The organism is Mesorhizobium sp. B2-7-3 (assembly GCF_006440715.1).
GTDB lineage: Bacteria > Pseudomonadota > Alphaproteobacteria > Rhizobiales > Rhizobiaceae > Mesorhizobium > Mesorhizobium australicum.
Genome location: NZ_VFTY01000021.1, coordinates 18486 through 39833 on the forward strand (window position 1 = coordinate 18486; position 21348 = coordinate 39833).

General features: G+C 62.7%; 20 protein-coding genes and 2 pseudogenes. 9 read left to right on the top strand and 13 right to left on the bottom strand.

The genetic code is table 11. The annotated features are described in order from the left end of the window. Positions 1-5 precede the first annotated feature (5 nt). The 3 genes from FJW04_RS29365 to cysS all read right to left on the bottom strand — a co-directional run bounded on the left by FJW04_RS29365 (position 6) and on the right by cysS (position 2518). Positions 6-392, bottom strand: coding sequence for a VOC family protein (locus FJW04_RS29365; protein ID WP_140718296.1), 387 nt, complete (start codon positions 390-392; stop codon positions 6-8). Further along, positions 389-727 (bottom strand): endonuclease domain-containing protein, encoded by a 339-nt coding sequence (locus tag FJW04_RS29370; RefSeq protein WP_140718298.1) that lies wholly within the window; start codon positions 725-727, stop codon positions 389-391. The genes FJW04_RS29365 and FJW04_RS29370 overlap by 4 nt, the downstream gene beginning before the upstream one ends. Before the next feature lie 339 nt (positions 728-1066). Then, positions 1067-2518, bottom strand: coding sequence for a cysteine--tRNA ligase (gene cysS, locus FJW04_RS29380; RefSeq protein ID WP_140718302.1), 1452 nt, complete (start codon positions 2516-2518; stop codon positions 1067-1069). 414 nt (positions 2519-2932) lie between these two features. On the opposite strand from cysS, the gene FJW04_RS29385 reads away from it, so the two are divergent. Next, positions 2933-3088, top strand: a complete 156-nt coding sequence (locus tag FJW04_RS29385) for a hypothetical protein (protein ID WP_015318552.1) — start codon at positions 2933-2935, stop codon at positions 3086-3088. Between the two features lie 75 nt (positions 3089-3163). Here the strand turns inward: FJW04_RS29385 and FJW04_RS29390 are convergent, their stop codons facing one another. Then, positions 3164-3925, bottom strand: coding sequence for an SOS response-associated peptidase (locus FJW04_RS29390; RefSeq protein WP_140718304.1), 762 nt, complete (start codon positions 3923-3925; stop codon positions 3164-3166). Between the two features lie 128 nt (positions 3926-4053). On the opposite strand from FJW04_RS29390, the gene FJW04_RS29395 reads away from it, so the two are divergent. From FJW04_RS29395 to FJW04_RS29410, 4 genes are all read left to right on the top strand, one after another. Continuing rightward, positions 4054-4476 carry an NUDIX domain-containing protein gene (locus FJW04_RS29395; RefSeq protein ID WP_140663065.1) on the top strand — a complete coding sequence of 141 codons (423 nt, stop codon included), beginning with the start codon at positions 4054-4056 and terminating at the stop codon, positions 4474-4476. 129 nt (positions 4477-4605) lie between these two features. Next, positions 4606-4983 (top strand): TIGR02301 family protein, encoded by a 378-nt coding sequence (locus tag FJW04_RS29400; protein ID WP_140718306.1) that lies wholly within the window; start codon positions 4606-4608, stop codon positions 4981-4983. Between the two features lie 351 nt (positions 4984-5334). After that, a complete protein-coding gene (locus FJW04_RS29405) occupies positions 5335-5592 on the top strand; it encodes a hypothetical protein (RefSeq protein WP_015318556.1) in 258 nt (85 codons plus the stop codon). Positions 5593-5662: 70 nt separating this feature from the next. Continuing rightward, entirely contained in the window at positions 5663-6448 is a 786-nt protein-coding gene (locus tag FJW04_RS29410; RefSeq protein WP_181173085.1) for a hypothetical protein, read from the top strand. A gap of 204 nt (positions 6449-6652) precedes the next feature. On the opposite strand, the pseudogene FJW04_RS29415 reads toward FJW04_RS29410, so the two are convergent. Together FJW04_RS29415 and FJW04_RS29420 are read right to left on the bottom strand one after the other, a co-directional pair. After that, positions 6653-6879 (bottom strand): annotated as a pseudogene (locus tag FJW04_RS29415) (hypothetical protein). Positions 6880-6941: 62 nt separating this feature from the next. Beyond that, positions 6942-8273 (bottom strand): dihydroorotase, encoded by a 1332-nt coding sequence (locus tag FJW04_RS29420; protein WP_181173086.1) that lies wholly within the window; start codon positions 8271-8273, stop codon positions 6942-6944. Between the two features lie 76 nt (positions 8274-8349). Between FJW04_RS29420 and FJW04_RS29425 the strand changes: the two genes are divergently transcribed. From FJW04_RS29425 to FJW04_RS29435, 3 genes are all read left to right on the top strand, one after another. Then, a complete protein-coding gene (locus tag FJW04_RS29425; RefSeq protein ID WP_140718312.1) occupies positions 8350-9210 on the top strand; it encodes a folate-binding protein YgfZ in 861 nt (286 codons plus the stop codon). Then, a complete protein-coding gene (locus FJW04_RS29430) occupies positions 9210-9845 on the top strand; it encodes an HD family hydrolase (protein WP_015318561.1) in 636 nt (211 codons plus the stop codon). The genes FJW04_RS29425 and FJW04_RS29430 overlap by 1 nt, the downstream gene beginning before the upstream one ends. Positions 9846-9910: 65 nt before the next feature. Beyond that, positions 9911-12052, top strand: a complete 2142-nt coding sequence (locus FJW04_RS29435; RefSeq protein ID WP_140718314.1) for an EAL domain-containing protein — start codon at positions 9911-9913, stop codon at positions 12050-12052. Positions 12053-12067: 15 nt separating this feature from the next. Here the strand turns inward: FJW04_RS29435 and FJW04_RS29440 are convergent, their stop codons facing one another. Further along, complete coding sequence (locus tag FJW04_RS29440) at positions 12068-12958, bottom strand: fatty acid desaturase family protein (RefSeq protein ID WP_015318563.1); 891 nt, start codon at positions 12956-12958, stop codon at positions 12068-12070. Positions 12959-13069: 111 nt separating this feature from the next. On the opposite strand from FJW04_RS29440, the pseudogene FJW04_RS29445 reads away from it, so the two are divergent. Further along, positions 13070-13979 (top strand): annotated as a pseudogene (locus FJW04_RS29445) (LysR substrate-binding domain-containing protein). Between the two features lie 88 nt (positions 13980-14067). On the opposite strand, the gene FJW04_RS30510 reads toward FJW04_RS29445, so the two are convergent. From FJW04_RS30510 to FJW04_RS29475, 6 genes are all read right to left on the bottom strand, one after another. Continuing rightward, positions 14068-14172, bottom strand: a complete 105-nt coding sequence (locus FJW04_RS30510) for a DUF3303 family protein (protein WP_246674063.1) — start codon at positions 14170-14172, stop codon at positions 14068-14070. A gap of 117 nt (positions 14173-14289) precedes the next feature. Continuing rightward, on the bottom strand, positions 14290-15753 hold the full coding sequence (locus FJW04_RS29455; protein WP_140663078.1) for a RimK family protein: 1464 nt from the start codon (positions 15751-15753) through the stop codon (positions 14290-14292). Continuing rightward, complete coding sequence (locus FJW04_RS29460; protein ID WP_140663080.1) at positions 15753-16850, bottom strand: peptidase C39 family protein; 1098 nt, start codon at positions 16848-16850, stop codon at positions 15753-15755. Before FJW04_RS29460 ends, FJW04_RS29455 begins: the two co-directional genes overlap by 1 nt. A 208-nt stretch (positions 16851-17058) precedes the next feature. After that, positions 17059-17850 carry an anti-sigma factor gene (locus FJW04_RS29465; protein WP_140663082.1) on the bottom strand — a complete coding sequence of 264 codons (792 nt, stop codon included), beginning with the start codon at positions 17848-17850 and terminating at the stop codon, positions 17059-17061. Beyond that, positions 17847-18365, bottom strand: coding sequence for an RNA polymerase sigma factor (locus FJW04_RS29470; protein WP_140618480.1), 519 nt, complete (start codon positions 18363-18365; stop codon positions 17847-17849). Before FJW04_RS29470 ends, FJW04_RS29465 begins: the two co-directional genes overlap by 4 nt. A 160-nt stretch (positions 18366-18525) precedes the next feature. Then, positions 18526-21273 (bottom strand): DUF2339 domain-containing protein, encoded by a 2748-nt coding sequence (locus FJW04_RS29475; RefSeq protein ID WP_140718316.1) that lies wholly within the window; start codon positions 21271-21273, stop codon positions 18526-18528. Positions 21274-21348: the final 75 nt, after the last annotated feature.

Here is a 21348-nt window from a genome sequence, read left to right on the forward strand (position 1 = left end):
GGTTTTCACTCCGGATCATGGCAGACCGCCTCGACATTGTTGCCGTCGGGATCGAGGACGAAGGCGCCGTAATAGTTGGGGTGATAGTGCGGACGCAGGCCCGGTCCGCCATTGTCCTTGCCGCCGGCTGCAAGGGCGGCGGCGTGGAAGGCGTCGACCTCGGCGCGGCTGCGCGCGGTGAAGGCGACGTGCTGATGATCTCGGGGCTTTTCCCTGGCCGCGCTCAACCAGAACACCGGCCGGTCGCGGCCATAGCCGCCGACCTTGGCGCCACCAGTGTATTCCTGCGGCACCATATAAAGCAGCGAGCCACCCAGCGGCGCCATCGCCTTATTGTAAAAGGCCTTGGAGGCATCGAAATCGGAAACGGTGATGCCGAGATGGTCGATCATGGAACGAGCTCCTCCGTTGCTGGCTCCGGCACGTTGGCCATGCCAGCCGAGTTGACGATGTGCTGGCAGACATTGTCGATATCGCGGATCACGTCGTCATTCCAGAAGCGCAGGATGGTCCAGCCGCTGGCGCTCAGATAAGCGCTTCTTGCCTGATCGCGTCTTGAATGTTCCGCGCCGGCATGCTGGCTGCCGTCAACTTCAACTATCAAACGATGGGCCGAGCAAGCAAAGTCAACGATATAAGGCCCAATCAGCACCTGCCGCCGAAAGCTCATTCCCATCAGCCGGTGAGCACGCAACTCATTCCAAAGCTTCAGCTCGGCATCGGTCATGACGCGCCGCATGGATTTTGCGTTTTGCGCTGACGGGACGGAACGAGATCGTGCCCCATCAAACACCCCTTCGCCGGCAATTAGCGAAATCGGCGACGAGAGCTGATCTCCCCCCTTGCGGGGGAGATGCCCGGCAGGGCAGAGGGGGGTGCTGTCCCGCCGACCTATCAGCTTGCGACCACTGCCTTCTCAATAAATGTTTGCGGCGAGGGTGAACAAACGGAAACGCCGGTGTTCCGTCACACCCCCCTCTGTCCTGCCGGACATCTCCCCCGCAAGGGGGGAGATCGGCTGTCACCGGCGGCCCCGCCAAAACCGCAAAGGTGCCTGGCGCCACCCTCACCGCTTCACCTCCCACGTCGTCACGCGCTCGCCGGTGACCGGATCCTTGCCATCCTTCAACTGCACGCCTTGCGCCAGGAGTTCATCGCGGATGCGGTCGGCCTCGGCCCAGTTCTTGGCGGCGATGAACTGCAGGCGCCTGGCGATGGTTTCCGCAATCGCGGCCTCGTCGACCTTGGCCGCGCCGACGTCGAAACCGAGGAATGCGAGCGAGGTTTTCAAGGAAGCCGCGGCGCCATTCTCGCCAGCGCCGCTGAAGTCGCTCGCCTCACCGGCAAGCTGGGTCAGTTGCTGGAAGGCCGCGTAGGTCGCAAGATCATCCGACAGCGCCTCCACGACTTCCGCCGGCACCTGGCTTCCCGCAGCCGGCGCCAGGTCCGACGCGCGTTTCCATTTGCGGAGCGTGTTCTCCGCCTCCTCAAGCTTGCGCACGGAAAAGTCGATCGGCTCGCGGTAGTGCGTCATCAGCATCGCCAGCCGCAGCACCTCGCCAGGCCATTTGCGGCCGCCGAAGGTCTCGGTCTCGAGCAATTCGTGGATCGAATAGAAATTGCCGAGGCTCTTCGACATTTTCTGGCCCTCGACCTGCAGGAAACCATTGTGCATCCACACATTGGCCATGACATCGGTGCCGTGGGCGCAGCGCGACTGGGCGATCTCGTTCTCATGATGCGGGAAGATCAGATCGAGGCCGCCGCCATGGATGTCGAAGACCTCGCCGAGATAGGCGGCCGACATGGCCGAGCATTCGATATGCCAGCCGGGCCGGCCCCTGCCCCATGGACTTTGCCAGCCGGGCTCTTCCGGCGATGACAGTTTCCACAGCACGAAATCGCCGGGGTTCTTCTTGTGGGCGTCGACGGCGATGCGGGCACCGGCCTGCTGCTCGTCGAGATTGCGCTTCGACAATTGACCATAGTCGGGCATCGAGGCCGTATCGAACAGAACTTCGCCTGCCGCGACATAGGCATGGCCGCGTTCGATCAGGCGCTTAATCAAGGTGATCATATCAGCCTTGCCGTCGGCGCGCGGTTCGACGAATTCGGTGGCGCGCGGTTCGACCGTCGGCTCCAGGCAGCCAAGCGTCGCGACATCCCTGTGGAACTGGTCGGCCGTTTTTTCGGTCACCCGTCGGATCGCTTCGTTGAGCGAAAGGGTTCCCGAAGCGATCTCGCCGCCGAAATCGCGCAGCGCCCGCGCGTTGATCTTGTCGTCGACGTCGGTGATGTTGCGCACATAGGTGACGTGCGTCTCGCCGTAGAGGTGGCGCAATAAGCGGAACAGCACGTCGAACACGATCACCGGCCTGGCGTTGCCGATATGGGCGAAATCGTAAACGGTCGGGCCGCAGACATACATGCGCACGTCAAGCGGATCGATCGGCACGAAGCCCTCTTTCGTGCGCGTCAGCGTGTTGTAGAGGCGCAGGCCCTTTGATGCGTCAGACATTCCATGCTTCCCGTTCAGAACTTCTTGTCTGGATGGAGCCAGCCCAGCGCCAAGGCGCAAATCAGGTTCCAGCCTGCTGGCCGGGGCGTTTGTCCAATCTGGGGAAGATGAGGCGAAAACGTCCGGACCAGCGCGAGGCTAGCCAATAATGCAAATGCCACAAATGGCGAAAGACGTTTTCATCGGCGGCTTTATCGCCCTGACCAGTGTTGCCGTCAAGTCGCGGATTCCGGGAAAAAGGTAGCGAGGGCTGGCAAACGCATCGCCCGGTCACGCGGAATCAGTCAGTGAAACATTTTATTAAACATGTCGGCACAGTCATGAAACATTCGCCGGCTAGATCACCACGCGTCACGATTTGGTCGGAATCAACCAGCAAACGCAGACACGGAAATGTTACCAGGGAAGAGAAACATGCCTCGAAGCAAGCAGGAAGCCAACCGCGCCAAGCAACCGGCGCTGGCCAACCACTATCGCGCAATCGGCCCGGCCGCCATCGTCGCTGCCCTTCTTCACACCGCCAAGAAGAAGAAGCCGGCGCAGAAGATCGTGTCGCCTCGCGCTGCCTGAGATGACGCGGCTGGCGCAATCGCCGACGATGAGGGCGAGAACAGGCGTCCTGAACTTAGACTTCGACCGGTTTCGCTAGAACAGCGTCATCTGACTGTCGTCCGCGCTAGGTTTCTGGCGCCTGACCTTCTCGGGTTCCGGCCCGATTTCGCCCCTCTCTTGAATCTCCGGTCCAGTGTTGGCAACCTTGTTGACGAGGTCGGAGACAGGGATCGCCTCGAAGAAATCGGGCTGCGCCGGCCGCAGCAAATCGACGACATCGCGCGGTTCGAGCGTGCGGCAATCCAGCCAACGGGCAAAGTCAGAAATATCGACCACCACCGGCATGCGGTCATGGATATGGGCGATATCGGCGTTGGCGTTGACGGTCAGGATAGCGCCGGTGTCCATCTCCGAGCCACCGGGCTCGGCATAGGTTTCGATCAGACCTGCAAAGGCGATCAACCCGCCATGCCTGGGCCGGATCCAATAGGGTTGCCCCTTCTTGCCTCCGGTCTGCCGCCATTCGTAGAAACCGGATGCCGGCACCAGCGCGCGGCGATGGCGCATGGCGGCCTTGAACGAGGCCTTCTCGATCGCACCTTCGGAGCGCGCGTTGAACAGCAGCGGAAACTCCCTGGTGTCCTTCACCCAAGCTGGGATCAGGCCCCAGCGCACCAGCATCGGCTGTCGGTCCGGCAGATTGGAGCCTGGGGCTCGCGGCACGCCAGCGGTCACCATCAGGACCGGCTGTGTCGGTGCGATGTTGTAGCGGGCCGGGAAATCCTCCAGCTCCGCAAGGCCCAGCAAGGCAGCGGTCTGGTCCGGCGTGGCGGTCAAGGCAAAACGTCCGCACATGATCGATTGTGTCTTTCGAATAGTTCGGTGTTGAAAGTGGCGATCGAACCGGCGTTGCGCAACCGCTAAAGCTTGCCCATGCTGCCGGTCCACAAAAGACCTGTCTCAAATGAGTTGATCAAGGATCGATGGACACAGCACGCAAGGTACTTCCGGCCGTTTCCGTAGCCGTCGTGCGCGGCGACACCGTACTCTTGGTCAAGCGGGCGCGTTCGCCCTCGCAAGGGCTCTACGCCTTTCCCGGCGGTAAGGTCGAAGCCGGCGAGACGCTGGAGGACGCGGCACGGCGTGAACTGATGGAAGAGACCGGCTTGCGCGCCGCCGGCTTTCGCCCGCTTCGGGAAATCCACATCGACGGCAGGCAAGACAGCCACCCGGTCGATTATCTCCTCACGGTCTTCGGCGCCATCTATGCCGGTGGCGAGGCCGAGGCCCGCGACGACGCCGAGACAGCCGCCTTCTATACACTCAAGGAGATGACCCTGCTGCCGCTCGCCGGCTCGGTGTTCGCGGTCGCCGAGGAACTCCTCGGTCCCGTTCAAGCCCGCTGACACGGCACTGAAAAACCGCCTTGCAGGCGACAAATTGTTTCGTCACAAGGCTTATGTTGTCTCGCCAGCCACGACGTCTCGGGCCATCAGGCAGACCACAAGGCCTAAGCCGTCAGGCAGAGAAGGTTTATGAACCGTCCGTCAGTGCTCCTTGCCATTTGCCTTGCGGTCAGCGCGGTCGTCCCGGCGCGGCCTGCCTTCAGTGCCGAGTCGCCGTTCGAGCCGGGGCTGATGCGATTGGCGGAAGTTCTCGGGTCGCTGCATTTCCTGCGCAATCTCTGCGGGGAGAAGGGCGACCAGTGGCGTGGCGAGATGGAAAAACTGCTCGATTCGGAAAACCCGGACCCAGAGCGCCGCGCCCGCTTCATCGCCAGCTTCAATCGCGGCTACCGTTCCTTCGGCGGCACTTATACCCAGTGCACCGCTTCGGCCACTGAAGCCATCAGCCGTTACATGAAAGAAGGCGAGACGCTGTCGCGCGATATCGCCTCGCGGTATGGCAACTGAGCATTCATCAACAGATATCAGGCCCACCGCCAGGGATCTCGATATATCCGGCTTGTCGCCGCCCACATCTTGGTGCAATTCTGATGTTGCACTTCTGCAACAGCGTTAATCAAACGTTATCACGCGAAGGCGCAATTAACTCAAACTGAAGGTTTTCGCCCCGCAGGCCAGGCTAATCGGCTAAGTTTGATACGGGTTGAAACGCAGCTTCGCCAAACACAGTTGGCCCCTGTAAATGACGATCAAAAAAATGTCGTATTTACAGATACTTACTTGAAGCTGCCTATGAATGGAACAGATCAAGCCTGATCCACACTGATGGGTTGCCGCTTGGAAGGGTGGACATCGCTTATGGAACATGCTGCCAACGACATCGACGCGCTGGTCAGGGAAGAGAAGCGCCTGACGGCGGTTGAGAGCCACAGCGAAGCCTGGGCGGAAGGCCTCTCGGCCGGTATTGAGCCAGAAATCATCGCCGAGGCGGCCCTTGAGACGGCATTCGGTGAAATGTTGCGCGCCAACGGCGAAACCTCGGCCCTTGCCCTGCTCGACCGCATGCGCGAGAAGGTGATCGCAGGCGCCTTCGAACCTGAGCGGCTGCGGCACTGAACCGATATCAGGTTCTCTGACGATCGAATGCCGTTCGGGTGTCATGCCCGGAAGTAGGGAGATACGGGCAGTGAATTTTCCGATGTCAGGCAAGCCGAAGGGCTTGGGCCTCTACATCCGCCTCGCTGCTTGCTGTGCCGCGGTTGCCTTCACGACTTGCATGGCCAGCAGTCCGGCTCAAGCGCTGAGCGAGATCAAACGCGAAGAGCTCCCCGCGCCAGCCACACCGTCGGAGGACGATGTTTCGCCGCCCGGAAGCGCGATTCCCATGCCTGACCCGGTGGGAACGCCGCCTTCGACAAGCCAGCCGGCCGCTCCCGACGCCGCTGAGCCGGACAGCCCATCGGATGGCGGCAGCAACAGGCCGCGTGTCGATCCCGAGGCACCTCTGCCGGAAGTCGTCTATGATCTCGGCAAGCTGCCCGAGCCCGTGCGGCGCATGCATGACTTGATCATCGAGGCCTGCAAGAGCGGCGACATCGAGAAGCTCAGGCCTTTGATCGGCAAGGGCGACAGCATGACCCAGCTGTCGCTGGCCGACATCGACGGCGACGCCATCACCTTCCTCAAGGGGCTGTCCGGCGACCCTGATGGCCAGGAGATCCTGGCCATTCTGGAGGAAGTGCTTTCCGCAGGCTACGTCCATGTCGATGCAGGCACGCCACAGGACCTCTATGTCTGGCCGTATTTCTTCGCGCTGCCGCTGGACAAGCTCGACGCCAAGCAACGGGTCGAGCTGTTCAAGATCGTCACCGCCGGCGATTTCGACGACATGAAGCAGTTCGGAGCCTACATCTTCTATCGCGTCGGCATCACGCCAGCCGGGCAATGGACCTTCTTCGTCGCCGGCGACTGAAGGCCCCCCCTGGCTGCGCCAGGATGCGAACAGCATCGTGGACGATGTTGCTATTTGAGCAGGCCGGCAGGTTTTGCACTGACGTCGGCATCCGGCCAAATGCGAATGCTTTCGTTTCGAAGAACCGAAATAGCACCGCTAGCGCACGCGACGTGTCCGGTTTGATGTTGCAGATACGAGGCGAAAAACACCACGGAGGACAATTCAGCCGGCAGTCAGAAGGATACCGTGACCGAATTCCCTGGCGAGTTCTGGATAAGCAATTTCTCGCGCGTCGTAAGCCGTGTCTGATCGACAAAGCGCCAATTGCGCTCGTACAACGCAAATGCTTCGTTGGCCGGGATCAGTCGCGCGACATCGCGATTCCACAGGAGCGCTTGCAGCTCTGGAAACTCGGCGGGGTCAATCATAGGCGCGACATGTGTCCGCATGATGCCTTGAACATAATGCGGAACGCTTAAAAATCAAAGACGTGACGCACAGCCACAGGTGGCTAACCCGGCAGCGCCTCGGAAAACTCCACCGCCGTCCCCTGGCCTGGCGTCGCGATTTCGCCGTCCCACATAATGCGCTGACCGCGAATGATCGTGCCGACCGGCCATCCCGTGACCTGCTTGCCGTCATAGGGGGTCCAGCCGGCTTTCGAGCCGGCTTGCGCGTTGGTGATGGTCTCGCGCCGCTTCATGTCGACAATGGTGAAGTCGGCGTCATAGCCGGCGGCGATGCGGCCTTTTCTGGCCATGCCGAAGATGCGCTGCGGGCCATGGCTGGAGAGATCGACGAAGCGCTGCAGGGTCAGCCGGCCGGCGTTGACATGGTCGAGCATGATCGGCACCAGCGTCTGCACGCCGGTCATACCCGAGGGCGAGGCCGGATAGGGTTTTGCCTTCTCGGCCAGCGTGTGCGGCGCGTGGTCGGAGCCGAGCACGTCGACGATGCCTTGCGCTATGCCATGCCAGACGCCGTCGCGATGGCGTTTGTCCCGCACCGGCGGGTTCATCTGGATCAGCGTGCCAAGCCGCGCATAGTCGTCGGCGCTCAGCGTCAGATGGTGCGGCGTGGCTTCACAGGTCGCAACATCCTTGTGCTGTTCGAGGAACAGGATCTCCTCGGCGGTCGAGATGTGCAGGACATGGATGCGGGCACGAACGGCGCGCGCGATGCGCACCAGCCGCTCGGTGCAGCGCAAGGCGGCGATCTCGTCACGCCAGACCGGATGCGATGACGGATCGCCCTCGACGCGCTCGTCCAGGCGCTCGCGCAGCCGGAACTCGTCTTCCGAATGAAAAGCGGCGCGACGGCGGGTATTCCTCAGGATCGAGGCGACGCCTTCATCGTCCTCGACCAGCAGGTCACCGGTGGACGATCCCATGAAGACCTTTATTCCCGCAGCCCCCGGCAAACGTTCGAGCTCGCCGACGTCCCTGGCGTTGTCGCGGGTACCGCCAACCCAGAAAGCAAAATCGCAATGCATGCGGCCGCTGCCGCGCCGGACCTTGTCGGCAAGCGTTGCCTCGCTGGTGGTCAGCGGATTGGTGTTGGGCATTTCGAACACGGCGGTGACACCGCCCAGCACCGCGGCCCGCGAACCCGTTTCCAGGTCTTCCTTGTGTTCCAGTCCCGGCTCACGGAAATGCACCTGGCTGTCGACGACACCGGGCAGGATATGCAGGCCCCGGCAGTCGATCGTCTCGCCAGCCGATGCCTGGCGCAGATCGCCGATCGCGGCGATGCGCCCGCCCTTCACGCCGATGTCGCGTGGCCCCTCGCCGTCATGATTGACCACTATGCCGCCTGTCAGGATGAGGTCGTAGGTCATGGTGATGCTCTCTTGCGGGAGGAGTGTCAGCGGCTTACGTAATGGCCAACCGTTTTGCAAGATCAGGCTTTTAATCCGCCCCATGCCCTTTGCCCTGCTGAAAGATCGCGCGCTCATCACCGTCTCCGGCCCCGATGCCGAGCATTTTCTGCAGAACATCGTGACCACCGATCTCGATACGCTTGGCAATGGCGAGGCAAAGCCGGGCGCGCTTTTGACGCCGCAAGGCAAGATCCTGTTCGACTTCCTGATCTCACGGGCAGGCGAAAATGCCTTCCGCATCGAATGCCGTGCCGACATTTCAGACGATTTCATTCGCCGGCTGATGCTCTACAAGCTTCGCGCCAAGGTCGAGATTGCGAAGTCGGGACAGGCACTTGTCACTGTCGCCTGGGGAAAAGAGTCAATCGCCTCAGAAAGTGATTCAACCGCGCTTGCCGACAGGCGCTTTGGTGACGAAGGCGTCACGCGCTTCCATGCCGGCACCGCGGACGCTGGCGACATTGGCGCGTGGCAGGCCTTTCGCATTGCCCACGGCGTCGCCGAGAGCGGGGCCGACTATGCACTTGGCGATGCGTTCCCGCATGACGTGCTGCTCGACGAAATGGGCGGCGTCGGCTTCAAGAAGGGCTGCTATGTCGGCCAGGAGGTCGTCTCGCGCATGCAGCATCGAGGCACCGCCCGGCGGCGGGTGCTGATTGTCCAGGCTGGGCTTCCCCTGCCCGCTGCGGGTGCCGAGCTAACCGTCGGCGGGCGGCCGGTCGGCACGCTCGGCTCGAGTGCTACCGTGACAGGGCTCGCCATCGCCCGCATCGACAGGGTGAAGGCGGCGCTCGATGCCGGCCAGCCGATCCTGGCGGGTGACGTACCGGTGACGCTCATCATCCCCAGTTGGGCCAAATTCAGCTTTCCGCAGGAAATCGCCGGCGCGGGGGAAGCCTGATGGCGGCAGACCGCGCCGGTGCGCCGCCACGGGCATGGCAGCGTATGCTGTCCGGCCGCCGGCTCGACCTTCTCGACCCTTCGCCGCTCGACATCGAGATCTCGGACATCGCCCATGGGCTTGCCCGCGTCGCCCGCTGGAACGGCCAGACCAGCGGCGAGCACGCCTTTTCGGTTGCCCAGCATTCACTGCTGGTCGAGGCACTGTTCAACGAGCTGGTGCCCAAGGCTTCGGCCGACGACCAATTGGCGGCGCTGCTGCACGATGCGCCCGAATATGTCATCGGCGACATGATCTCGCCATTCAAGTCGGTGATGGGCGGCAGCTACAAGGACTGCGAAGTGCGCCTGCAGCGCGCCATCCATCTGCGCTTCTCGCTGCCGCCGGAACCGGGTGCGATCCTGCGCAAGGAGATCAAGCGCGCCGACCAGATCGCCGCCTATTTCGAGGCGACGCTGCTTGCCGGGTTTTCGACCGCCGAGGCGACCGAGTTCTTCGGCCGGCCGCGCGGTTTTTCCGCCGAGCGCTTCGACTTCGCGCCACGCTCGGTGACCTCAGCGCAGAATGCGTTCCTGAAGCGGTTTTCGGCGATCGAGAAGTCGCGGCATCACGTTCCGACGTCCGCGCTAGGATAGAAAACGCTAAATTAACCGGAAGCGTCAACAGTGTGGTGTTCGATCAAGCATCGCAGGGGCGCCTCATGCCCGTCGTGGATGTCAAGGGTGGTTCGGTCGTCCCGTTACGGGCGGCCGGAGGCATGGAACACCCGCGCCGCATGCAAGATGAGCTGCGCGAGCAGAACGAACGCTTTTCAGCTGCTGTCGAAAACATGTCGCATGGCCTGTGCATGTTCGACGCCGACGAGCGCATGATCATCTGCAACGGCAATTATATCAACATCTTCCGGCTCGACGCCAAAGTGGTACGGCCAGGTATCCGCTTCGTCGACATTCTGCGGCACAGCGTCGATATCGGGGTTGCCTCGCAAAGCGCCGAAGAACTCTACGCCATCCGCAAGCCCTATATCGACCAGGCAAAACCCTCAACTTACGAGGAGACGCTGTCTGACGGCCGCATCATCAACATCTCGCACCGTCCGCTTGCCCTGGGTGGATGGGTTTCGATCTACGAGGACATCACCGAAAAGCGGCGCGCCGAGCAGGATCTCAAGGAGCAGCATCGCCGTTTCGACGCGGCACTCGCCAACATGTCGCAAGGCCTGCTGATGTACGACGCCGACGGCAAGATGATTGTGCGCAACAGGCGTTTTCTGGAGCTCTATAATGTCACTGCGGAGGACTTCCCGCTTGGAACGACGCACCGCAACGCACTCGAACGATTGCTGGAACTCGGCATCTACATGAAGATCGACGTCGACAGCGAAGTCGCCAAAACCGAAGCCTGTCTGGCGGCGGCAAAGACGCATTCGGCCTACCGGCATCTGACCGACGGCAGGACGGTTCTGGTCACACGCCGGCCGATGAGCGGCGGCGGTTGGGTGGTGACTTTCGACGACGTGACCGAGCGCCGCCGGACCGAAGAGCGCATGACCCATCTTGCGCATCACGACACGCTGACCGGACTGCCCAACCGCTCGAAGTTTCGCGAACGGCTCGATCTTGCGCTGGAGGACGCGGCAGCCAAGCCGTTGGCGATCTTCTCGCTCGATCTCGACCGCTTCAAGGCGGTCAACGACACCTGGGGACACCCCGTAGGCGACTGGCTGCTGAGAAGCGTAGCCGAGAGGCTGCGGCATTGCGTCCGCAACGAAACAGACATCGTCGCCCGCTTCGGCGGCGACGAGTTCGTCGTCATGCAGTTCCATTTCAAGGGCATTGGCGATGCCGAAAAACTGGCAAAGCGCATCGTCGAAGCAATCGCAAAACCATTTAGAGACAAGAGCCGGGACATGCATGTCGGCATCAGCATGGGCATTGCCGTTTTCCCCAACGACGGCAGGGACGCCGACACGCTGCTGAAAAACGCGGATACGGCGCTCTACCGGGCGAAGAGCGAAGGACGAAACCTGTATCGCTTCTTCGAGCCCGGAATGGATGCTGTCGTGCAGGCCCGCAGGGCGCTTGAAGTGGACCTCGAGGCAGCACTGCCGCGCCAGGAGTTCGATCTCCATTTCCAGCCCATCATGAACATCACTTCCGGCGAGATCACCGGCGCGGAAGCCTTGATGCGCTGGCATTCACCAGGGCGTGGCACTGTCGCGCCGGACGACTTCATCCCGGTCGCCGAAGAGACCGGGCTGATCGTGCCGCTCGGCGAGTGGGCGCTGAGGAAAGCCTGCGCAGAGGCCGCAAGCTGGCCACCCGGCCTACGCATTGCGGTCAATGTCTCGGCCGTGCAGCTCAAAAGCAACGGGTTTGCCCGCGGGGTGATCTCGGCGCTGGCTTTTTCCGGCGTTCCGGCTGGACGGCTGGAGCTGGAGATCACCGAAACCGTGCTGATGGACGAAAGCAAGGCCGTGCTGAAAACGCTGCGCCAGTTGCGTGAGCTCGGCATCCGCATCGCCCTGGACGATTTCGGCACCGGCTATTCCTCGCTCGGCTACCTCAGGCGTTTTCCGGTCGACAAGATCAAGATCGACCGATCATTCATTCGCGACATGGGCAACCGCGACACGGCGGCCATCGTTCGGACCATCATCGGGCTGGGTGCCGAGCTTGGCATCGTCGTCACGGCCGAAGGCGTCGAGACGGAGGCGCAACTCGACATGCTGCGCGACAATGGCTGTGTCGAGGCGCAAGGCTATCTGATCGGCGTGCCGTCAAAGCCGGCCGACATCCAGCGCCTGCTGAAGTCGCGTGCGACACGCAGCCAGACCGGCTGATGGCGTCAGCGCAAGTCAGCGCAGCGTTTCCAGGTATTTCTCATGGAAGCTGACATAGCCGGGCTCGACCACCTTCAGATGCCGCTCGATCAGCGCATGAAACCGCGGTAATTGGTGAAACGGAACGCCGGGATAGGCATGATGCTCGGCATGGAACGGCATGTTCCAGGCGAGCTTGCGCACCCCCCAGCTGGTCAGCGTCGTCCTGGTGTTTTCCAGCATGTTGGCCACCAGCGGGCAACGACCGTGCTCGGCCAGCAGATAGAGGCGCAGGAATGGCTGTCCGAGCAGAGCGGGAATGATCCAGACATAGAAAAGCACGGTGAGCCGGAAATAGACGGCGAGCAGAATGAGGACAGCGTAGAAGGCAATCATGGCGCGCGCCTCGGCCCGCACCTTGCGTCGGCCTTTCAGCGGTACATAGCTCTCCTGACTACCGCCAATCGCATTGGCGTAGAGTGTCTTGAGATGGCCCCACCACACCGGAAGCCCAGAGACGTGGACAATGTACTGCCGCAGGGTTTCGGGCTTCGGGGAGGCAAGCTCGGGGTCGTTTTCGGGATCCTGCGTGTACCGGTGGTGAGCGAAATGGAAGTAGCGGAACCAGTCGGCCGGCAGCGCGATGGCCAGGCTGCACAGCCGCGCCACGCCGTCGTTCAGCCACTGTGTTTCGAAAGCCGTGCGGTGCGCCGTCTCATGCAGCAGCGTGAACAGGAACACGATCAGGATGCCTTGCGGCAGCATCAGCAACGGCCAGAATGGGACCTCGGCCGCGATCAGTGATCCAATGAAGATAATCGCACCCAAGTGAGTGCAGAGCTGGAACAGGCCCGCAACATCGGACTTGGCCGTCAGGCGGTTGCGCTCTTCCGGTGTCAATGAGGCGATAATGTCGCGATGGTCCATCGGCTTCGTTCCAGGCTGAAGAATGATGAAGCCATTCTAGTCGACGAAAAAACTTTCCAGAAACGACGATTTCTGCGATTTAGATAAGCTTACCTTACCTATTTAGCGATCATGGCCACATCCCCATCCCTGAAAGGACTTCAGGCTTTCGAGGCCGCGGCGCGCACGGGCAGCTTTGCCGCGGCGGCGGAAGAGCTTTCGGTTTCGGCCGCCGCCGTCAGCCAGCTTATCCGCACCGTGGAGGTGCAGATGGAACGCAAGCTGTTTCATCGGATCAACCGCCGCGTTGTCCTCACCGAGGCCGGCGTGGAAATGCTACCTCGGCTGACCGTCGCCTTCCAGGAGATCGGCAGCGTCTCGCGCGAACTGGGCGCCGATGCATTCCGCCCGCGCCTGGTGGTGTCGGTGCCGCCATCCATGGCCATGGGCTGGCTCTCGCAGCGCCTCGCCGGCTTTGTCGCAAGCCACGGCGCCGCCGACATATCGCTCCGGGGCGATGACGACCCGGTGTCGTTCGACCGCGAGTTGATCGACATCAGGCTTTCCTATGGCCCGCATTATCGCGAGCACCGAGGAGATCGCCCGGGACGCCGTCTATCCCGTCTGCGCGCCGGGGCTTGCCGGCATCACCAAGGCGGGCGAGCCGCTCGCCGGGCTGCCGCTCATCCACACCGACTGGGGGCCGACAGGCGCATCGTTTCCGTCCTGGCCCAACTGGTTCGAGGCCGCGGGTGCTCACCCTGGCCGAGCGGCACGGCGCGGCCTTTCGGCCAATTCGTCGCGCGCGGCCCTCGACCTCGCCATTTCGGGGTTGGGCGTGGCGCTGGCGCAAGGGATTTATTGTGCCGAAGCCGTGGAGGACGGCAGGCTGGTCCGGCCGGCCGGCGGCGCGATTGCATTGCGCCAGCCCTATTGCCTGACGGTTCCAGAGCGAAGCGCAAGCCGCGATGTTGTGGCCGCGTTCCGCGATTGGCTGGTCAACCAATGCCAACGCGCGGTTGGCTCGCCGGCGCTGCGCTGACCGGGAGGGAGATGGTCAGAGGTGCCCGCTCAAGGCCGCCACCATGTCCTTGCTGGTCGCCACGGGCACGATCTCGAACTCGACCAGATCAGTCAGCCCATTCGACGACCCAGCGCTGCAGCGACGTGACGTCATCGGTCTCCACCAGCAGGAAACAGCGGCTCATGTCAGCCGCGATCCAGCTGTGATGCACGACAAGCTCCTCCGGCTTCAGGCGGCCGCGGTCGCGCGGAACCGGCGGTAGATTTCCTTGCGGTCGCAGCCGGTGAAATCCTCAATGACGATGAACTGCATATTTCCCCTCGGATGATTACCGCCCCGGCCGGTCGAGCCGCTCCAGGAACCACTGCGTCAGCCGCACCCAGACCTCGTCCTTCTCGCCGGAATCTTCCCAGCCGTGATCGAGGTTTGGATTGTCGTTGACCTCGATGACGAAGACGCCGTCCTTGGTCTCCTTGAGGTCGACGCCGTAGAGGCCGTCGCCGATGCAGCGCGCCGCCTTGACGGCGGTCTCGACGACATGGGCCGGCGTCTCCTTCAGCGTGAAGGTCTTGATGCCGCCCTGGTCGGGCTTGCCATTGGCCTTGTGGTTGACGATCTGCCAATGTTTCTTGGCCATCAGATAGTGCACGGCAAACAGCGGCTGGCCACCGAGCACGCCGACACGCCAGTCATATTCGGTCGGGATGAATTTCTGCGCGATGAGAAGGTCGGAATCCTCCAGCCATTCGGTCGCGAGCCGCGTCAGTTCCTCCAGGGTCTCGCATTTCTTGACGCCGCGCGAGAAGGACGAATCGGGGATCTTCAACACTAGGGGAAAACCCAGCGTCTGTGCGGCCAGTTCGAGGTCAGAGGTGCCGGCGATCATCACCGTCGGCGGCACCGGCACCTTGTTGTAGGCCATCAGTTCGTTGAGATAGACCTTGTTGGTGCAGCGGATCATGGACAGCGGGTCGTCGATGACCGGCATGCCTTCCTGCTGGGCGCGGCGAGCGAAGCGGTAAGTATGGTTGGAGATCGAGGTGGTCTCGCGGATGAACAGTGCATCGTAATTCGCGAGCTTGGCCAGATCTTTTCTGGTGATCGGCTCGATTTCGACCCCCATCTTTTCGGCGATCTTGGCCCAGTAGCGCAGCGAAGAGATTTCCGAAGGCGGCAATTCCTCATGCGGATCGACCAGCGTGGCGAAGGTGTAGCGCGCCGGCGTGCGGCCCTTGGTGTCGCGCCACTCGCGGTTGGTGTAGGTCTCCAGGCACTGGATGAAGCTTTTTTCCTCGTCCTCCGTCATCCGAGCCAGCGGGTGGAAGCCGACCTTGCGGATCGAAGCCCATTCGGCGCTGTCCTTGATATGGACTTCGAGCGCCGGCGCCCGGAACCAGTCGAACAACAGCTTGGCGAAACGGTCCCAGACCTTGGACGGGCCGATGCCGAAGAAGATGCAGACCTTCGCCGGAAATACACCGCCGAGATCCTTGCGGCATTTGTTGAGCGCCAGTTCCAGTTCCGGCAAGGCGTGCTCGTAGAGCTTGCGCTCCGACAGGTCGATCATCGTCTCCACGGTCGGGATGACCTTGTGGCCGCGCGAACTCGCCAGCAGCGAGGCATAGTAGCCGCGGCTCTGATAGCCGTAGTTGTTCGACAGGTTGATGACCTTAGGCCGCTGACCGCGAAACAGCGAGGGATGCGCGAGATAGTCGCGATTGGTGATGATCTTGTGCGGCGTCGCCACCTGGTCGAGATCGCTCTGCCTGCCGGTAAGAATGACCCAGGTCATTATCTCTTTCCCAAAGTGATGGCGGCACGCAGTCCGTCGCGGCCGAACTGCGCCATGTTCATGAAGATGCCGTAAGGCACGGGAATGTTGGCGGCATCAAGGATGGTTTCCTGCCTTTCATCCTCGACCCACGGATCGTGGATCAGAATATGATCGCCATCATCGCCGATGGCCAGCACCCAGTGCGGCACCTTCTTGCCGAACATCAGGAAGCCGCTGATCAGCACCAGCACCAGTTTGCCCCCGGCGAGAGCCGCCCTGATATCGTCGATGGTGAATGGACGGTAATTCACCGGGATGCCGTAAAGTTCCGCGCGGCGGCGAAAGTCGACCTGTGCCAGTTCCATGACCCGGCGCTTGTCCTCGCTACGCACCGACTGCAGGAACAATGCGCCGTAGAAGGAAACGTAAATCTCCGCCGCAAGCCCGCTTTCGTAGCCCGAGACAGCCAGGCCGAATGGTTCGCAGCCGCCCGGTCCTGACATCATGAAGACGGTCGTCGCCTCGCGCCAGAGTCGGATTTCCATCACCGGGTCGGGCACGAAGCCACGATCGAAATTGGCCATGGCCATCATCAGGCAGCATGGACCGCAGGTGAACTCGCAGGTCTGCTGATAGAATGGCACCCTGGTGGCGACCGGAAGGTCGCCGCGCAGGGTTTTTTCATAGCGCAGTGCCGTCGCGCCGTCCTCGTAATAACCGGGCTCGCGGCCAATCTTGCGGTAGCCGGCCTGTTCATAGATGCTGATGGCACGGCCATTGTCCTCGCGCACTTCGAGACGCAGCATCATGCGGTCGTGTTCGAAGGCTGCCTCTTCTGCCGCGGCCAGCAATTGCCGGCCTATGCCGAGCCCGCCGAAAAACGGTCCGACGGCGATCGAATAAAGCCGTGCTACCCCACTGCCCTTGCGAAACAGCACGATCGCATAACCGCCGACTCGGCCATCGATTTCGGCGACCAGCGTCTCGGCGGTCTCGCGCTCGATGAACAGGCGGAAGGAGCGGCGGGAAATGCGGTCGCTCGAGAATACAGCTTTCTCGATGGCGGCGAGGTCATCGACGTCAGACGCGCGGGCCGTGCGGATCTCGGCAGGCATGCGGCTTGAGAAAACCTCGATCGCGTTGCGGCAACGTCCCCGGTCGAAAAGCGTCGCAAACACCGGCCGAAGCGCCGGTATTCATCAAGCGCTATCGCTCCTTGATTAGGGCCGAATTGTGACACTTTCCGCGACGGCAGGGAAGCTGACAAGCTTTGAACGGAATCGCTGTTTTCATGCCAGCCGACCGCGCAAGATCGCAGCCGGCTCAGCTGGAGAGACCGGCCAGAAGCTGGCCATACGCGCTCTTGGCCACGGCCGCCAACTGCTCGCGCGGCAGCGAACCAACGACGGCACAGCCATAGCCTTTATCCAGCCAGTAGACGGCCTGCGGACCGTCCTGCGCCGAAGCATAGGTGCCCTTGGCATTCTCGGTCGATTCCGCCGTCACGAAGAGGGATATGCGCTCGCCCTTGTCGTCTTCGTAGAGCAGCATCGCGGCCTTGCTTTCCCCCGCCGGCAGCAACCGGCCGCCAACCAGTTGGAAGCCGTTCGCGCTCAGGTCCGGTGCCACCAGTTTCAGGCCGACCCGACTGGACAGCCAGGTCTGCAGATGATCCTTGTCGCTGGCCGGCACTTCCACCGCGTGCCGCTTCTCGGCGGCATAAATGACATGGGCGGCGATCGCTTGTTCGGCGAGCTGATCCTCCGCCGGATCCTCCTGCCCGATCCCTCCGATACCCGCAAAGTAGCCGCCAAATCCGCCCGTGGCGAGAAGCACGGCCGCGGCGGCGGCAAGCCACCAGCGTGAGCGTGGCACTGCTGCCTTAACAGGCGCTTCACCGAGCACCACCTTGCGCAAGCGCACTGGCACCACCTCGTCCAGCACGCCGGCGAAGGCCGAGCGCAACGCCTCCCGGTCGGCGGTGAAGCGGGCGCTCCTGGCCTTCATCTCGGGATTGGCGTCGAGCCAGGCATCGTAGGCGGCGCGCTCATCGGCCGGCAGTTCGCCGTCGAGCGCCATATGGATGTCCCGTTCGGAAAAATCGCGGCGGATCATTTCTCGACGATCCTTATGGCGCGGCGGCGCGCTGTGTCGTCCAGCAGCCCACGCAATTCCTCACGCCCCCGCGCGATGCGCGACATCAGCGTGCCGGCGGGAACACCCAGAATGTTGGCAGCCTCGGCATAGGAAAAGCCTTCTATGGCAACCATGACGATGGCCGCGCGGCGATCGGGGCTGAGCGCCTGCAACGCGTCGATGATCTCGCGCGAAGCGATGCCCTCCAACTGTTCGGGCGGCTGGGCAACCGCCTCGCCCGCCTCCAGCGGCAGCATCGCCGCTTCGCCGCGGCGGTTCACCTTGCGCATCTGGTCGATGAACAAATGATGCATGATCGTAAACAGCCACCTCCTGGGGCTTTCTCCCGTCTGCCAGTTGTCGAGCCGCAACAGCGCACGCTCGAGGCAGTCCTGAACGAGGTCGTCGGCAGCATCACGGCCGCGCAGAAGCGAGCGTGCGTAGCGGCGCAGGCGCGGTATTTCACCAAGGATTGCTGCCTTTTTTTCGTCCATGACCGCTGGTTCTGAGGTCGCCCTTGTTGATCCGATAGAACGCGCCTTCCCGGCACGGCGCAAACAGCCAGCGCGAAGCGGTCCACCGCTTCGGTCACCCAACAATGAGATAACGCCGGCGGATGCCGGTTTATTCCCGCGCAGTGTTGAATTCCGGCTATTATTGTTCGCCGGCCGGCAATTTCTCCTTTGCCGCCCGCGTCAGCAGCCGCTGGTAGAACAGGCCGATGCCGATCAGAACGGCGCCGAGCCCGATAAAGGACAGCGCCCTGAGCACACCTTCCAGTTCCGACATGTCGAACAGGAAGACTTTCAGGACGGCCACCGCGATCAGCGCGGCGGAGGCGATGCGCAGCACCTGCGATTTCAGCCAGACGCCAGCCGTGAGCAGCGCCACGCCGATAACCAGCCAGAGCGCCGAATAGGTATAGGTCTCCAACTGCCCAAGGCCGCTCCACATGCCGATGAACTCGCCCTTGAACAGGCGCCTGACCGAAAGCGTGGCATAGGCGAAGGCAAGCAGCGCCGCCATCAGCGCCAGCATGGCCGAATACCATTTCGGCCGCTTGCCCCTGCTATAGAGCGCCAGACCACCGGCGGCGACGGCCGGCAGGAGATAGGCGAGGAACAAGAGGTTGAAGACTGGTATCCGGCCGGTCGATTCGTCCGTGAACAACGGATTGAGCACCAGAAAATGCTGGATGACGATGAAGGCGGCCGAGAGCACGCCCACCGCCATCGAACCATAGCGCAGCACCGAGCTTGGCGAGCGCCTGTCGATGGCGATCAGGATGGCGCCGGCACCGACGGCGATCAGCGTGTAGATCGCCTGTTCGGCGAGCGTCGGCGCATCGCTGTTGATGACGCCGCCATGCATTGCGTGACGCACCAGCATGGCGAGCGTCAGCAGCGCAAACAGTGCCGCCGCCGCTTCCATGGCCAGGCGTGGACGGCCATCGGTGGTGCGGGCGAGTTGCCAGGCCGCGAAGCCGAAGGCGAGCGCCGGCACGCCGTAGCCCGGCAGCAACCAGTTGAAGACCGGCGTCGTCGCCAGGAATTCGGATCCGACGATCGTCGGATCGAAGGCGGCGCGGCCAAGCACCGCGATGACAGCGGCGACCGAAATCCAGCCGAGCACAGGATAGGAGCGCCAGCGCGTGGCGAGCGCCGGCACGATCGCGGCGGCACCAAGCAGGATGGTGGTCCAACCGGAATCAAAAGCCATATGCAGCATCAGGAGGCCGGCGACTGCCGCGCCGCCCAAAACAAACGACACTGCGGCTCCCCCCTTGTGCGGCGGTTCCTCAGCCCGCGCGATCCACTCGCCGCCGGCGGCGAAGACCAGGACCAGCAGGGCCGCGACGGCGGCATAGACAAAGTCGCGGTCGAGATTGCCGAACGTGAACCAGAGCGCCAGCAGGACGATCAGCGGCACGATGACACCCCATGCAGCCCAAGAGGCTGCTCGGATCTGCGCCGTGGCGGCGAAGCGGCGCGCGGCCCACAAACCAGCGGCGACGAAAACAAGACCGAGACCAATACCGATACGCAAGCTCAGCGCGTCAGCGGTGGCCAAGGGCACCCCATCAACACCCAAAGCGCCGCCCGAAAAGTCGGAAGCGATAGACGTTGGCGGGATGATGCCGAGATAGATCAGCACCGTCACCAGTCCCGCGCCATAAAGCAGTGGCAGCGCCAGTGGGCGGTAGAGCGCGACCGCTATCATCACGACAAGCAGCACCGCGCCCGGCAAAGCATCACCGGCAGCGGCGAAGACCGGGTCAACCGAGAGGCCAAGCGCCGAGAAGGCGACGAACAGTCCAGGCACGATGGATGGCCAGTCGAAAGTCCCTGCTAGTCCGGTCTCGCCGCCACGACTGCTCAGCCAGACAAGGGCAAGCACAGCCAGCGTTACAGCGTCGATGAGCAGTATGGCGGAGAAGTTCGCGCCCGGTGCGTCGGTCATGTAGAGGATGGTCCAGACGCCGGTACCGAAAAAAGCGGCCGCCATCAGCGTCTTCCAGTCGCGCATGCGGGCGATCACGCCAGTGGCGGCGAGCACGATGGCGAGATAGCCGAACAACGCCCACGGATTGGGCGCCTGCGAAGCGATCAGCACCGGCGTCACCATGGCGCCGACGAGACCGATGCCGGCCAGCGCCTGGCCATGGACGAGAGCGGCGGCAATGGTCGCAACGCCGATCGCACCGAGCAGCGTGAAGGCAAGCGCCGGGCCGATAAAGCCGTAAATGCCATGGGCGGCATAGACGGTGCCGAACAGGATGAAGGCGCCGGCCGCGGTCAGGATCGCCGGAATATAGGCGCCGGCAATACCTTGCACCGGTACCTTGAAGCCGGTGCGGCGAATGAACTCGCCGCCGGCGATCAGCACCAACCCGAGCACCGCCGCCATGGTGAGCCGCACGCCGGGTCCGAAAATGCCGGCCTCGATGGTGTAGCGGATCAGGAACAAGCCGCCCAGAGCCAGCGCAATGCCGCCGACCCAGACCGCCCAACGCGTGCCGAGCGCGGTTTCAACGTCGGACTGGCGAGCGGCTTTGGCGACCGCGGCCGGCGCGACCTCTGGCGTTTTCGGTGTGATCTCGGGGGCGCTCCAAGGGCCGGGCCCTCCGGCCGGGATTTCCGCCTCCGTGGCCTGTAGCGCGGGGGCCGGCTCGCCGGTTGCTGCCGGGGCGATGTCGGCAGGCCTGGCCACCGGAGCCGTGTCGGCCCTGCCCTGCGCCGCCTCCAGTTCCGACGGCTTGACCGTGGGCGATACCGCGCCCGAAAGCACGAGGTTGCGCAGTGCGCCAAGTTCGCGCTCGATCAGACCAATGCGGCCCTGCTGACGCGAAATGATGACGAACAAGGCAATGATGGCGACGAGGCCGATCAGGCTCTCAAACATGGCGGTTCCCCCAAACCAGGCCAGTTTTCACTGACGCTTCATGTCACTGACATTGAAATACGGCGGCTAAACGGC

What these genes read in the sequence shown, in the direction of transcription:
- FJW04_RS29400 (WP_140718306.1), top strand. Translation starts at nt 4,606, where the DNA reads ATGAACCGTCCGTCAGTGCTCCTTGCCATTTGCCTTGCGGTCAGCGCG.
- FJW04_RS29365 (WP_140718296.1), bottom strand. Translation starts at nt 392, where the DNA reads ATGATCGACCATCTCGGCATCACCGTTTCCGATTTCGATGCCTCCAAG.
- FJW04_RS29455 (WP_140663078.1), bottom strand. Translation starts at nt 15,753, where the DNA reads ATGACCTGGGTCATTCTTACCGGCAGGCAGAGCGATCTCGACCAGGTG.
- FJW04_RS29385 (WP_015318552.1), top strand. Translation starts at nt 2,933, where the DNA reads ATGCCTCGAAGCAAGCAGGAAGCCAACCGCGCCAAGCAACCGGCGCTG.
- FJW04_RS29475 (WP_140718316.1), bottom strand. Translation starts at nt 21,273, where the DNA reads ATGTTTGAGAGCCTGATCGGCCTCGTCGCCATCATTGCCTTGTTCGTC.
- FJW04_RS29460 (WP_140663080.1), bottom strand. Translation starts at nt 16,850, where the DNA reads ATGCCTGCCGAGATCCGCACGGCCCGCGCGTCTGACGTCGATGACCTC.
- cysS (WP_140718302.1), bottom strand. Translation starts at nt 2,518, where the DNA reads ATGTCTGACGCATCAAAGGGCCTGCGCCTCTACAACACGCTGACGCGC.
- FJW04_RS29470 (WP_140618480.1), bottom strand. Translation starts at nt 18,365, where the DNA reads ATGGACGAAAAAAAGGCAGCAATCCTTGGTGAAATACCGCGCCTGCGC.
- FJW04_RS29465 (WP_140663082.1), bottom strand. Translation starts at nt 17,850, where the DNA reads ATGATCCGCCGCGATTTTTCCGAACGGGACATCCATATGGCGCTCGAC.
- FJW04_RS29395 (WP_140663065.1), top strand. Translation starts at nt 4,054, where the DNA reads ATGGACACAGCACGCAAGGTACTTCCGGCCGTTTCCGTAGCCGTCGTG.
- FJW04_RS29425 (WP_140718312.1), top strand. Translation starts at nt 8,350, where the DNA reads ATGCCCTTTGCCCTGCTGAAAGATCGCGCGCTCATCACCGTCTCCGGC.
- FJW04_RS29390 (WP_140718304.1), bottom strand. Translation starts at nt 3,925, where the DNA reads ATGTGCGGACGTTTTGCCTTGACCGCCACGCCGGACCAGACCGCTGCC.
- FJW04_RS29370 (WP_140718298.1), bottom strand. Translation starts at nt 727, where the DNA reads ATGACCGATGCCGAGCTGAAGCTTTGGAATGAGTTGCGTGCTCACCGG.
- FJW04_RS29440 (WP_015318563.1), bottom strand. Translation starts at nt 12,958, where the DNA reads ATGGACCATCGCGACATTATCGCCTCATTGACACCGGAAGAGCGCAAC.
- FJW04_RS29405 (WP_015318556.1), top strand. Translation starts at nt 5,335, where the DNA reads ATGGAACATGCTGCCAACGACATCGACGCGCTGGTCAGGGAAGAGAAG.
- FJW04_RS29430 (WP_015318561.1), top strand. Translation starts at nt 9,210, where the DNA reads ATGGCGGCAGACCGCGCCGGTGCGCCGCCACGGGCATGGCAGCGTATG.
- FJW04_RS29435 (WP_140718314.1), top strand. Translation starts at nt 9,911, where the DNA reads ATGCCCGTCGTGGATGTCAAGGGTGGTTCGGTCGTCCCGTTACGGGCG.